The 11,979-nt window shown below is 34.8% G+C and carries 13 protein-coding genes and 1 riboswitch; of the genes, 1 reads left to right on the top strand and 12 read right to left on the bottom strand.

Going from position 1 to position 11,979, the window contains the following annotated elements:
• Positions 1-10: 10 nt before the first annotated feature.
• The 6 genes from thiC to V6624_RS06780 all read right to left on the bottom strand — a co-directional run bounded on the left by thiC (position 11) and on the right by V6624_RS06780 (position 5,007).
• On the bottom strand, positions 11-1,834 hold the full coding sequence (gene thiC / locus V6624_RS06805) for a phosphomethylpyrimidine synthase ThiC (protein ID WP_338841357.1): 1,824 nt from the start codon (positions 1,832-1,834) through the stop codon (positions 11-13).
• A gap of 126 nt (positions 1,835-1,960) precedes the next feature.
• Positions 1,961-2,167 (bottom strand): sulfur carrier protein ThiS, encoded by a 207-nt coding sequence (gene thiS / locus V6624_RS06800; protein WP_338841356.1) that lies wholly within the window; start codon positions 2,165-2,167, stop codon positions 1,961-1,963.
• A 65-nt stretch (positions 2,168-2,232) separates the two neighbouring features.
• Positions 2,233-2,330, bottom strand: a riboswitch (TPP riboswitch).
• 85 nt (positions 2,331-2,415) lie between these two features.
• Positions 2,416-2,979: a DNA-3-methyladenine glycosylase I gene (locus V6624_RS06795; RefSeq protein WP_338841355.1), complete on the bottom strand. Its 564-nt coding sequence runs from the start codon at positions 2,977-2,979 to the stop codon at positions 2,416-2,418.
• A 73-nt stretch (positions 2,980-3,052) separates the two neighbouring features.
• Positions 3,053-3,487 (bottom strand): lipocalin family protein, encoded by a 435-nt coding sequence (locus V6624_RS06790; RefSeq protein WP_111288037.1) that lies wholly within the window; start codon positions 3,485-3,487, stop codon positions 3,053-3,055.
• Positions 3,488-3,652: 165 nt separating this feature from the next.
• Positions 3,653-4,330 (bottom strand): hypothetical protein, encoded by a 678-nt coding sequence (locus V6624_RS06785; RefSeq protein WP_338841354.1) that lies wholly within the window; start codon positions 4,328-4,330, stop codon positions 3,653-3,655.
• A gap of 14 nt (positions 4,331-4,344) precedes the next feature.
• Positions 4,345-5,007, bottom strand: a complete 663-nt coding sequence (locus V6624_RS06780) for a queuosine precursor transporter (RefSeq protein ID WP_111288033.1) — start codon at positions 5,005-5,007, stop codon at positions 4,345-4,347.
• Positions 5,008-5,178: 171 nt separating this feature from the next.
• Between V6624_RS06780 and V6624_RS06775 the strand changes: the two genes are divergently transcribed.
• A complete protein-coding gene (locus tag V6624_RS06775) occupies positions 5,179-7,242 on the top strand; it encodes a M3 family metallopeptidase (protein ID WP_338841353.1) in 2,064 nt (687 codons plus the stop codon).
• A 67-nt stretch (positions 7,243-7,309) separates the two neighbouring features.
• Here the strand turns inward: V6624_RS06775 and tsf are convergent, their stop codons facing one another.
• The 6 genes from tsf to V6624_RS06745 form a co-directional block, all read right to left on the bottom strand.
• Positions 7,310-8,272 (bottom strand): translation elongation factor Ts, encoded by a 963-nt coding sequence (gene tsf, locus V6624_RS06770; protein ID WP_111288029.1) that lies wholly within the window; start codon positions 8,270-8,272, stop codon positions 7,310-7,312.
• A gap of 141 nt (positions 8,273-8,413) precedes the next feature.
• A complete protein-coding gene (gene rpsB, locus V6624_RS06765; RefSeq protein WP_095927954.1) occupies positions 8,414-9,178 on the bottom strand; it encodes a 30S ribosomal protein S2 in 765 nt (254 codons plus the stop codon).
• A gap of 176 nt (positions 9,179-9,354) precedes the next feature.
• Entirely contained in the window at positions 9,355-9,741 is a 387-nt protein-coding gene (gene rpsI, locus V6624_RS06760; RefSeq protein ID WP_111288027.1) for a 30S ribosomal protein S9, read from the bottom strand.
• Positions 9,741-10,196, bottom strand: a complete 456-nt coding sequence (rplM, locus tag V6624_RS06755; protein ID WP_095927953.1) for a 50S ribosomal protein L13 — start codon at positions 10,194-10,196, stop codon at positions 9,741-9,743. The genes rpsI and rplM overlap by 1 nt, the downstream gene beginning before the upstream one ends.
• Positions 10,197-10,387: 191 nt before the next feature.
• The gene (locus V6624_RS06750; RefSeq protein ID WP_111288025.1) at positions 10,388-11,200 is read right to left on the bottom strand and encodes a ferritin-like domain-containing protein; all 813 of its coding nucleotides are present in this window, start codon (positions 11,198-11,200) and stop codon (positions 10,388-10,390) included.
• A 25-nt stretch (positions 11,201-11,225) separates the two neighbouring features.
• The gene (locus V6624_RS06745; RefSeq protein ID WP_111288023.1) at positions 11,226-11,972 is read right to left on the bottom strand and encodes a ferritin-like domain-containing protein; all 747 of its coding nucleotides are present in this window, start codon (positions 11,970-11,972) and stop codon (positions 11,226-11,228) included.
• Positions 11,973-11,979 lie beyond the last annotated feature (7 nt).

The following is an 11,979-nucleotide window of genomic DNA, read 5'->3' as shown; positions in this document are numbered from 1 at the left end:
AATACTTTCGTTATATGTAAATCTCTTTCCCTTGCTCAATAAACTCCTCTGATTTCTCCTGCATTCCTTTTTCCGCTGCAGCAACATCTCTAATTTCTTGAGATATTTTCATAGAGCAGAATTTTGGTCCACACATCGAACAGAAATGCGCTACTTTCGCGCCATCAGCAGGAAGTGTTTCATCATGAAATTCTCTTGCTGTATCTGGATCTAAAGCCAAATTAAATTGATCTTCCCATCGGAATTCAAATCTTGCTTTACTCAACGCATTATCGCGATATTGCGCTCCTGGATGGCCTTTTGCCAAGTCGGCAGCATGAGCAGAAATCTTATAGGTGATTACGCCATCTTTAACGTCTTTTTTATTCGGTAAACCTAAGTGCTCTTTTGGCGTAACATAACACAACATAGCGCAGCCGTACCAGCCAATCATAGCGGCGCCAATTGCCGAAGTGATATGATCGTAACCTGGTGCAATATCTGTCGTTAAAGGCCCTAAAGTATAAAATGGAGCTTCATGACAATGTTCCAATTGTTTATCCATATTTTCTTTAATCATGTGCATCGGTACGTGCCCTGGGCCTTCAATAAAAACCTGAACGTCATGTTTCCAAGCGATTTTGGTCAATTCGCCTAAAGTTTCTAATTCGGCAAATTGTGCAGCGTCATTCGCATCTGCAATCGAACCCGGACGCAAACCATCGCCAAGAGAAAAAGCTACGTCGTATTGTTTCATGATTTCGCAGATTTCTTCAAAATGCGTGTATAAAAAGTTTTCTTTATGATGAAATAAACACCATTTTGCCATGATAGAACCACCTCGGGAAACAATTCCAGTAACGCGATTGGCGGTTAAATGAATGTAGCGAAGTAAAACCCCAGCGTGAATGGTAAAATACGAAACGCCTTGTTCTGCCTGTTCAATCAGTGTATCACGGAAAATTTCCCAAGTTAAATCTTCGGCAATTCCTTTTACTTTTTCAAGAGCTTGATAAATTGGAACAGTCCCAATTGGAACAGGAGAATTTCGAATAATCCATTCTCTAGTTTCGTGAATATTTTTTCCTGTTGATAAATCCATAATCGTGTCAGCTCCCCAACGGCAAGCCCAAACGGCTTTTTCGACTTCTTCTTCAATGCTTGAAGTCACAGCGCTGTTTCCAATGTTAGCATTTATTTTTACCAAGAAATTACGACCAACAATCATTGGTTCGCTTTCTGGGTGATTGATATTGTTTGGGATAATAGCTCTTCCGCAAGCTACTTCAGAGCGGACAAATTCGGGAGTGATTTTATTTTTTGGAGTGTTCGCACCAAAGCTATTTCCTCCGTGTTGGCATTGCATTGCTTTAGTCTGTTCGTTTAAAAGTTCGATTCGTTGGTTTTCACGAATCGCGATGTATTCCATTTCTGGAGTGATAATGCCTTGTTTAGCGTAATACAGTTGTGTTACGTTTGCACCTTTCTTAGCACGTTTTGGCTGATGTAAATATTCAAATCTAAGATGATTTAGACTTTCATCTTTTAATCGGCTTAAGCCATAATCGGAGGTGATTTCGTCTAAAATTTCAACATCATTTCGATTTAGAATCCAACTTTCGCGTAAGCGTGGCAATCCTTTTCTAATATCAATTTCAATATTCGGATCTGTGTAAGCGCCCGAAGTATCGTAAACCGTTACTGGCGGGTTTTTCTCAATGTTACCATTTGAAAGTTTGGTGTCGCTTAAAGCAATTTCGCGCATGGCTACTTTTATCGGATGGATTTCTCCGTCGATATATACTTTCTTAGAATTTGGAAAAGGGGTTCTGGATATTTGTTCTTCGTTTGTCATAGCTTATATATTGTAAAATGTGAGATGTAAAGTGTGAACTGTGAACTGTGAACTGTAGTAAGGCACTGCAGTGCGTCTACAGAAAGATTGAAAAATTGGAATTTGGAATTTCTTTTTTGGAATTTATTAACCTCCTTGTGTAGCGGAAATAATTAAAATATCGTCGGTTTCTTGTACGAAGAATTCGTTCCATTTGAGTTTTGGAACAACGGTATTGTTGACAGCAACGGCGATTCCGTTTTGTTTGTGCGGAATTTCGAGATCGAGCAATGATTGAACGCTTAGCGTTTCAGTATTGAATTTTTTAGTTTGTTGGTTGATTTTTAGTTCCATTCCTTTTGAGTTTAGTGTATAGATACACCTTAGGAATGGCTACAAGAACGCATAAAAATGCGCGCAGAAGTCATCTTACTTTTCCCTACGCTAGTATGAACTAGATCAGGTTCAGAGGGTAAAATCTCAGCCTACAAGTTTGTAGACACCCCTAAAGTGTGAAGCAAATATATGTAATTTTTGTTTAAAAGTTTCAGGTTTCAAGTTTCAGGTTCAAAAAAACTGAAAACTGTGACTGAAAACTGAGACTATTTTCCCTTTCGCGTAAAGCAATCTTCCACATGATCATTAACCATTCCGGTAGCTTGCATGTGAGCATAAATAACGGTTGAACCTACAAATTTGAATCCTCTTTTTTTTAAATCTTTACTAATTTCATCTGAAAGAGGAGTAGTTGCTGGAGCATCTTTTGAATTTTTTAGATTGTTTACAATCGGTTTTCCATTAGTGTATTTCCAAATATAATCAGAGAATGTTCCAAATTCTCCCTGTACTTTCATAAAAGCCTGAGCATTAGAAACCGCGGCCTTAATTTTTAGTTTGTTCCGAATAATTCCGGTGTTCTGCATTAATTCTTCGATTTTATCTTCAGAATAATTAGCTATTTTTTTATAATCGAAATAATCAAAAGCCGCTCTGAAGTTTTCTCTTTTATTTAAAATTGTAATCCAGCTCAAACCAGCCTGAAAAGTTTCTAGAATTAAAAATTCAAATAAAGTAGGATCGTCATAAACAGGAACGCCCCATTCTTCATCATGATATTTTTTGTATAAATCACTGGAAGTACACCAGCCACATCTTATTGGTTCCATCTTTTTATTTCAAATGTATAAAAAAACCTCAAACTGTAAGCTTGAGGTTTTTTGGATAAATTCAAAGTGTAAATTATTTTTTCTTAAATACAGAAACAGCACTTAATGTTACGCCTTCTTCTGTGTATGTAGATTTTATTTTTAATGTACTACCGTTTAAATCTAAGATGTCAACTTTAACCTCTTCATCACTATATTTTAGCGTTAAAGTGTTTCCGTCTTTTTTCCAAGTACCGTCTTCAGTATAAGTACTGCATTCTGAATCCCAAAATTCAGATGTAACGTCTACGAATTTTGCATCGCTAGTAAAAGTCATTGATGGAATTTCACAACCTCCTTCATTATCATAAGGTTGTAATACTTCTTGACCGTTAATAATTACTCCTTGGTGAGTAACTTCCCATTTTCCTTCAATTGATGCGTTCTTGTTATCGTCATCGCTACTACAAGATACTGCTGTTAAACCTAATGTCAATACTGACACGAAAAGGATACTTAGTTTTTTCATTTTTGGTGGATTTTATTTGTTAAATGTTATTAACAAAAATAGAATCTTTTTTGAGAAAAACTAATAGTAAAAATAAGTTTTTTCGTAATTTTTTAACATTAATTTATAATTTACTGATTTTCAGGCAAGACGTTTCAAATTTAATTTGATACAGCTTTTCTTTCATTATCTTCCAATGTGCCAACTATATCCTTTTACACTCGGAATGTAGGCTGAACGACCAATTATAATTAAATTGTTGTAGATTTTTTTGTTGTATTTTATGCCTATCGCGTTTCCAGAAGTATACATTTTGTTGGCTTTAAAGACTACTTTCATTTTGCCATCTTCAAGTTCGGCATCGGATACTTTTTCAACAAACCAAGTTGATTGCCATTTTACGGCCAATTCGTTTTCAGCTATTTTGGTTACGCTTTTTACTAGTTTAACGGCTTCTTCTGGAATTTCAAAGTTTTCTGTAAGCTGTTTTTGAGTCATGGTCTGACCCATTTTGCATTTATCTAATATTTTTCGAAGATTAACAAAACTCATTAGTTTGTCGTTAACTTCTTTTTTTACGTTTGAAGGATTTGCAGTTTTAGGCGCAGTATTTTGAATCGGAGCTTTGATTTCGATATCATTTTTAACTGCAAAAATTTTTCTTTTATCAATCCGTTTTTTGCTCTCAATTTCTTTTGGAGCAGTAATATTTTTTGATGAGATTTTGGGGTTTATTTTTACAGCAGCAGGTTTCAGTTTATTTACAGACTGAATTTCTTTTTTAGGCTGTTTTTTTTCGTCATTGCCACAACTGAAAAAAAAATAGGTAATTGATATTAAAATAATTAAGCTAAGTTTTTTCATGACCCAAAATATTTTTATTCTTTTTTAGAATGATCTTCGTCTAGATATTTTTTAATCAAATGATGACCTAAATAAATTGCTGGCGTCAATAAGATTGCAATTGCCAGTTTAAATGTATATCCTATTAATCCAGAAGATATAAAAGTGTCAAAATCAATTTTTCCAGGAAGCCAAAAAGCGATTCCTAATACAATAAATGAATCAAATAATTGTGAAATTACAGTAGAGCCCGTTGCTCTTAGCCATATTTTCTTTTCGCCTGTTCTGTTTTTAAAAAACCAAAATATCCAGACATCAATGAGTTGTGAAGCCATAAAAGCAATAAGACTTCCGAAAATAATCCACATACTCTGTCCAAAAACTGCTTGAAACTGTTGATCATTTACAGGACTGATTCCTTTTGCTGCCGGAATTGTCATTGCCATAAATAAAATTAAAAAGGCATATGCAATTAAACAGGCTGTTATGAAAGAAAGTTTTTTTACTCCTTTTTCACCAAAATGATCATTAATCAAATCGGTAGTTAGAAATACAATTGGCCAAGGCAAAATCCCTATACTCATTACAAAGGGACCAATTTGAATTAGCTTTCCTCCAATTAACTCAGCAACAACGGCATTGGTTATAAATATTCCTGCTAAAATTACAAAAACAATTTCTTTTCGAGTCTTAAACATTTTTATTTTGGATATTGATATTTCAAAAATAAGCTATTTCTTTTTAAATCTTTAAAGCCGATCTGTTTTTATAATACGGTCGAATTTGAAGTTTGCTTTTGATTGGTTAATTTTGGGATTCTGTCATTGTTTTTTAGAAATAATTGAACAGAAATAATTAATGTATTTAGTATGAAAACAGAATCAGATTTAGATAATCCATTGTTAAAAGATTGGTCAGGACCTTATGGTGGAGTTCCTGATTTTAACATATATAAAGTTTCAGATTTTAAGCCAGCAATAGAATTTGCTATTCAGGAAAAATTAGATGAAATAGAGGCAATAGCAAATAATCCAGAAACACCAACATTTGACAATACAATTAAGGCCTTGGAGCTTTCTGGAGAAAAATTAGATCGAATTCACGCTGTTTATGGTATTTATAGATCGAATCTCAGTAATCCTGAATTTAATGTAGTTGATGTTGAAATGTCGCCAAAATTGGCTGAGATAAACGATAAATTATATCAAAACGGAAAGCTATTTTCGAGAATTGAATCTTTATATAAATCGGATGAAAAGAAGAATTTAACCAAAGAACAACAGCGTTTACTTTGGCTTTATTATACTGATTTTGTGAGAGAAGGAGCAGAATTAAACGAACAGGAAAAAGATAAAGTTGCGAAGATTAATCAAGAACTGGCAACGCTTTTTACATCATTTAGTCAAAAATTGTTAGCAGAAGAAAACGATCAATATATAGAATTAAAAACAGAAGCTGATTTTGATGGTCTTCCAGAAGAATTTAAAAATGCGGCTATTGCTGAAGCAAAAGAAAGAAATATAAATGTTTTGGGTTGTATTGGAAATACAAGATCTTCAATAGAGCCTTTTTTAACTTTTTCTAATCAGAGAGATTTACGAGAAAAAGCTTTTGCAATTTTTGTGAAACGAGGCGATAATAAGAACGAAAATGATACAAATGAAACATTGGTATCCATTCTAAAATTAAGAGCGGAAAAAGCAAAAATATTAGGTTTTGATAATTTTGCACAATGGAGTTTGTCAAATAAAATGGCAAAAGATCCCCAGAAAACATTAGAGTTAATGGAGTCTGTTTGGAAGCCTGCGGTTGAAAAGGTAAAGAATGATGTTTCGGCAATGCAGGAAATGGTTGATCGAGAAGGCGGAAACTTTAAAATCCAGCCTTGGGATTACCGATTTTATGCAGAAAAAGTCAGAAAAGCACAATATGATTTGGATCAAAATGAAATAAAACAATATCTGCAGTTAGAGAATTTGCGAGAAGGGATGTTTTGGACAGCTGGAGAATTGTTTGATTTAGGATTTAAACAGCTATTTGATGTTCCGGTTTATCATGCCGATGTTCGTGTTTGGGAAGTGAATAACAGAATTACTGGAGAACCAATAGGATTGTGGTATTTCGATCCATATGCGCGTGTTGGTAAACGTTCAGGTGCGTGGATGAATTCACACAGAGACCAGCAGAAAATAAATGGAAAAGTGCTTCCAATTGTATCGAACAACTGTAATTTTATTAAAGGAAATAGTAACGAACCAGTTTTAATTTCGTGGGATGATGCGACTACTTTATTTCATGAATTTGGTCATGCACTTCATGGATTGTGTTCAAATGTGACATATCCAAGTCTTTCAGGGACTTCAGTTGCAAGAGATTATGTCGAATTTCCTTCGCAGCTTTTAGAACATTGGCTGGCTGTTCCAGAGGTTCTGAATAAATTTGCGCTTCATTATAAAACGAATGAACCTTTATCTCAGTCATTAGTTGAAAGAATAGGGAAAGCAGCTAATTTTAATGAAGGTTTTGCAACTGTCGAAACGATTTCAAGTTCTTTTGTTGATATGAAATTACATTTAACAACGGAAACAGTCGATCCAGATGCATTTGAAAAGAAAGTTTTAAGTGAAATTAATATGCCTGCTGAAATTGTAATGAGGCATAGAATTACGCAATTTGCTCATATTTTTTCAAGTGACGGATATGCGGCAGGTTATTACAGTTATTTATGGGCAGATGTTATCAATGCGGATGCTTACGAAGCTTTTTTAGAAGGAAACGGACCTTTTGACAAGAAAGTTTCTGAACGTCTTTACAAAACAGTTTTAAGCGTTGGAAATACGATTGATAATGAAGAAATGTACGAGAATTTTAGAGGGCACGCTCCAAAATCAGATGCATTGATGCGAGCAAGAAATTTACCAGTTGAGAGTTAGTTTTATATGAAAATAAAAAAGCCCGAATAAATAAATATTCGGGCTTTTTAATATTGAAAATAATATATTAACCTAAAGTAACTCTTTTGAAACCTGTAATTTCAACATTGAATCCTTTAACGTAATCACCAACTTTTTTACTGTCATCTTTGATGAAGTTTTGATCAAGTAAAGCTTTTTCTTGATCTAAAGTAGTGTTGTCAGAAATGAAACGTTGAACTTTTCCTGGAAGAATTTTGTCCCAGATTTGCTCTGGTTTTCCTTCAGCTTTTAATTCAGCTTTAGCATCTTCTTCAGCTTGTTTGATAACTTCAGGAGTTAATTGAGAGAAAGAGATGTATTTAGGAACATTTTTTAAAGTTTTTCCTAAACGTTTTGCTTCTTCATTGTCTTTTTCGATTACAGCAATACGAGCAGCAAGTTCAGATTCAACGAAAGCAGGATCAAAATCTTTGTAAGATAATGTATCAGCTCCCATAGAAGCAACTTGCATAGAGATATCTTTTGTTAAAGCTTCAGCGTTAGCAACTGGAGCAGAAATTGCAGTTAAAGCAGCAATTTTATTAACGTGAACATAAGATCCAACGTAAGCACCTTCTAAAATTTCGAAACCACCAATTTCGATTTTCTCACCAATAACTCCAGTTTGCTCGATTAATTTCTCAGCAACTGTAATTCCGTTGAAATCAGAAGCTAATAATTCTTCTTTAGAAGAGAAGTTGATAGCTCTTTCTACTAAATCTTTAGCTAAAGCAACGAAAGCTTCATTTTTACCTACGAAGTCAGTTTCACAGTTTAAAGTGATGATAGCTCCTTTAGTGTTATCTGCATTGATAAAAGAAACAGCAGCTCCTTCAGCAGACTCACGGTCAGAACGGTTAGCAGCAACTTTTTGTCCTTTTTCTCTAAGGATTTGTATAGCTTTGTCGAAATCTCCTTCAGCTTCAACTAAAGCTTTTTTACAGTCCATCATTCCGGCACCTGTAGATTGTCTTAATTTATTTACGTCTGCAGCAGTAATTGTTGCCATAATATTTTAAGTTTTAATGTGTTTAAAAGTAAAAAATTCCAGCTTTTAAATCCCAAACTCCAATTTTAATAAATTATCAACATAACGTTTTTAATTTGGCTTGGACTTTGGAATTTAAAATTTGGAATTTAAATGTTTGATTTATTCTTCAGTTGCAGGAGCAGCTTCAGCTTCAACAGCAGGAGCTTCTTCAGCAGCTTCAACTTCTTTTTCAGCACCTCTGTCAGAAAGACCTTCGATTACTGCAGTAGTTACTAAAGATAAAATTTTGTCAATTGATTTAGAAGCGTCATCATTTGCAGGAATCACGTAATCAACCTCTCTTGGGTCAGAATTCGTATCAACCATTGCGAAAACTGGAATGTTTAATTTTTGAGCTTCTTTTATTGCGATGTGTTCAGCTTTGATATCTACTACGAACAATGCTGCAGGTAATCTAGACATATCAGCAATTGAACCTAAGTTTTTCTCTAATTTAGCACGTAGACGATCAACTTGTAAACGCTCTTTTTTAGATAAAGTGTTGAAAGTACCATCTTTCTTCATTTTATCGATAGAAGACATTTTTTTAACTGCCTTTCTGATAGTTACGAAGTTAGTCAACATACCACCTGGCCATCTTTCAGTGATGTAAGGCATGTTTGCAGCTTTTGCTTTATCAGCAACGATGTCTTTTGCTTGTTTTTTGGTAGCTACGAATAAGATTTTTCTACCTGATGCAGCGATTTTTTTCAAAGCTTCATTAGCCTCTTCAATTTTAGCTGCAGTTTTATATAGATTGATAATGTGAATACCATTACGCTCCATATAAATGTAAGGAGCCATATTTGGATCCCATTTTCTAGTCATGTGTCCGAAGTGAACACCTGCTTCTAGTAATTCTTTTACTTCTATTTTGTTTGCCATTTTTGTACTAGTTTACGTTCTGTTGATTAGCAATGTATAAATGGCGATTTCTCTGGCTTTATACATTTAGATGCTAAACTATATCCTACCTCGGTAGGAGAGCAACAATAACTGTGTTTTTTAATTTCAATAAATAATTGATAATGTCTTGTCCCATCTGAACAAGACAGGTAATATTAACGTTTAGAGAATTGGAATCTCTTACGAGCTTTCTTCTGACCGAATTTCTTACGTTCAACCATTCTTGGGTCTCTTGTTAATAAACCTTCTGGTTTAAGGATTCCTCTGTTTTCAGCGTTAACTTCACACATTACGCGTGCTAATGCCATTCTTACAGCTTCTGCTTGACCAGTTGTACCACCTCCGTAAACGTTTACTTTTACATCAAAGTTGTTTTCATTTTCTGTCATAGATAATGGTTGTAAAACTTTGTAACGTAAAGTTGCAGTTGGAAAGTAAGTTGCGAATTCTTTTTTGTTTACAGTGATGTTTCCAGTTCCTTCAGAAACATAAACACGTGCAACAGCGGTTTTTCTTCTACCGATTTTGTGAATAACTCCCATTACTTAAGATCATTTAGGTTAACAGTTCTAGGTTTTTGAGCTCCGTGAGTGTGCTCAGATCCTACAACAACATTTAGATTTCTAAAAAGTTCAGCTCCTAATTTGTTTTTAGGTAACATACCTTTTACAGCTTTTTCTACTAATAATGCAGGGTTTTTAGCTTGCAATACTTTAGCAGTTAAAGTTCTTTGTCCTCCTGGGTAACCTGTATGACGCATGTAAATTTTGTCATTCAATTTTGTACCTGTAAGGTTAATTTTCTCTGAGTTGATAACAATTACGTTATCTCCACAGTCAACGTGCGGTGTGTAACTTGGCTTGTACTTACCTCTTAAGATCATTGCAACTTTAGAAGCAAGACGTCCTAAGTTATGACCTTCAGCGTCAACAACAATCCACTCTTTAGTTACAGTGGCTTTGCTAGCTGAAACTGTTTTGTAGCTTAATGCGTCCATAATATTATTTTAATTAAACATTCCATCCCCAATAAAGGGGATGCAAAAGTACAATTAATTATTTTAAAACCAAATACCTGAAAGAATATTTTATCTGCTGAAAATCAGGACTTCAGTTTTTTAATTATTTAGCCAATAAAAAAACCGTCTCTACAATAAAGTAAAGACGGTTAAATATTTAGAAAAATCGATTATACAATAAATATATTGGCAATATCAACAACTTGTTGTGTTGTAAGTGGCTCATCATAAGCTTCTGAGCCTGCTGCAGGACCAAAAGCAGTTGCAGTATTAAATCCCGCCTGCATGGTTACGCCTTCGCCATCGTATACAGCTTGTGTTGCTGCTGGCATACCTACGCCTCTTTCAGCATTGGAAATCCATCCTTTTAAACCTCTCAATCTTCTAACTTCTGAAGCGTGGCGTGCTTCAACAGAATGAATTTGCAAGGCTGCAGTTAATAAATCTGGTGTAGTAATTAAATTAGCAGCCTGTCCTTTATAAGCTCGAACTCCCGTATCTTCAAAAGCTTGCGCTAGTGCTAAAAAGGTTGGGTAATCTCCAAACGGATCAAAAGCGCCTCCAACTGTAAAGTCAAAAGTTGGTTTTGGAACAAAATTGGCACTTGCTGAACCTCCTAAACCTGCAATTAAAAATTTTACGTGATCAGATTCGTGTGCAGCAATTTGTTGAAATACTTTTAAATCGCGTCCGCCATTTTCAGAAGCTGGAATTACTCCAGAATCTAAAGCCATTGCGTAAAATTCGTCTTCAAGATATTCTAAGGTTAAGGCAAATTGCAAGGCACCAATAGGTGTTGCGGGAGTTGCTGTAATATCTTGTGCGAAAACTTTATTGGTAAGAGCCGACAATCCAAACGGAATTGATGCTAAAGCTAAATTTTTTCCGATATTCCCAAACTGAGTAAAACTGTCTCTTCTTGATCCAGTACTTTTCATTAAGTTATCATCAGTAAAGGATTCTATAAATTTTAAAATGTTCATAATTTCTAAGTTTTACTGGTTTATATTAAGGTAAGTATTTAGCTGTAAATTGTGTGGTAATAAAATTCGCAGCGATAGGCAGAATTTTAGACGGATCTTTTGCGTCGTCTAATCCTGTTGACATATTTACAATGTCGTCTCCAGCAAAATCATTAGAATTCGGATTAATCAAACTTCTTATTGCCGCAGCATGTCTTGCTTCTACAGAAACAATTTTTCCTGCCAATAATAAATAGTCTGCTGTTTTAATTAATTTTCCCGCTCCATTATAAGCAGCAACCCCAGTGTCTTCTAGCGCTTTTGCAGTAGCAAGAACTTCAGTGCGGCTGTTGAAATTTAAAGAACCATAATTAAAGGCTAGAGTAGGAAGTAATTGTGAACTTGGATCGGGAAGCGCTCCATTCAAAGCAGCTTTGAAAAAATCTCGATGAACTACTTCGTGATGGTATAAGTCAGTTAAAACTTCTTGTTCCACACTACTGAATGTTGTGTTGAAACTGCTCGAATTTACTACTTTAGTATAAAAATCGGCTTCTAATTGTTCTAGAGCATAGGCATACGTTAATACTCCAAAATCTCCAGAACCTAAGTCGAAGACACCATTTCTGATTCCCGGCAGAGAAGTGTCAGGCATATTGTCATCATTATCATTGTCGCTGCAGCCAGCTAGAACCAAACCTGTGGTCACTAATGTTAATCCACTGAGCTTAAGAAAGCTCCTTCTGCTATTCAGTGAAGGGTCAACTTCATGAATTTTAACTTCGTTTTTCATAATCAAG

It is taken from the genome of Flavobacterium ginsenosidimutans, from assembly GCF_037478105.1.
In the GTDB taxonomy this organism is placed as follows: Bacteria; Bacteroidota; Bacteroidia; order Flavobacteriales; family Flavobacteriaceae; genus Flavobacterium; species Flavobacterium ginsenosidimutans.
The sequence above is the reverse complement of the archived record's forward strand: the minus strand, read 5'-3'. Positions and strand labels throughout refer to the sequence as shown.

Excerpts from the sequence above, each read along its gene's own strand:
- thiC (WP_338841357.1), bottom strand. The coding sequence starts at position 1,834 with ATGACAAACGAAGAACAAATATCCAGAACCCCTTTTCCAAATTCTAAG.
- thiS (WP_338841356.1), bottom strand. The coding sequence starts at position 2,167 with ATGGAACTAAAAATCAACCAACAAACTAAAAAATTCAATACTGAAACG.
- V6624_RS06795 (WP_338841355.1), bottom strand. The coding sequence starts at position 2,979 with ATGGAACCAATAAGATGTGGCTGGTGTACTTCCAGTGATTTATACAAA.
- V6624_RS06790 (WP_111288037.1), bottom strand. The coding sequence starts at position 3,487 with ATGAAAAAACTAAGTATCCTTTTCGTGTCAGTATTGACATTAGGTTTA.
- V6624_RS06785 (WP_338841354.1), bottom strand. The coding sequence starts at position 4,330 with ATGAAAAAACTTAGCTTAATTATTTTAATATCAATTACCTATTTTTTT.
- V6624_RS06780 (WP_111288033.1), bottom strand. The coding sequence starts at position 5,007 with ATGTTTAAGACTCGAAAAGAAATTGTTTTTGTAATTTTAGCAGGAATA.
- V6624_RS06775 (WP_338841353.1), top strand. The coding sequence starts at position 5,179 with ATGAAAACAGAATCAGATTTAGATAATCCATTGTTAAAAGATTGGTCA.
- tsf (WP_111288029.1), bottom strand. The coding sequence starts at position 8,272 with ATGGCAACAATTACTGCTGCAGACGTAAATAAATTAAGACAATCTACA.
- rpsB (WP_095927954.1), bottom strand. The coding sequence starts at position 9,178 with ATGGCAAACAAAATAGAAGTAAAAGAATTACTAGAAGCAGGTGTTCAC.
- rpsI (WP_111288027.1), bottom strand. The coding sequence starts at position 9,741 with ATGGGAGTTATTCACAAAATCGGTAGAAGAAAAACCGCTGTTGCACGT.
- rplM (WP_095927953.1), bottom strand. The coding sequence starts at position 10,196 with ATGGACGCATTAAGCTACAAAACAGTTTCAGCTAGCAAAGCCACTGTA.
- V6624_RS06750 (WP_111288025.1), bottom strand. The coding sequence starts at position 11,200 with ATGAACATTTTAAAATTTATAGAATCCTTTACTGATGATAACTTAATG.
- V6624_RS06745 (WP_111288023.1), bottom strand. The coding sequence starts at position 11,972 with ATGAAAAACGAAGTTAAAATTCATGAAGTTGACCCTTCACTGAATAGC.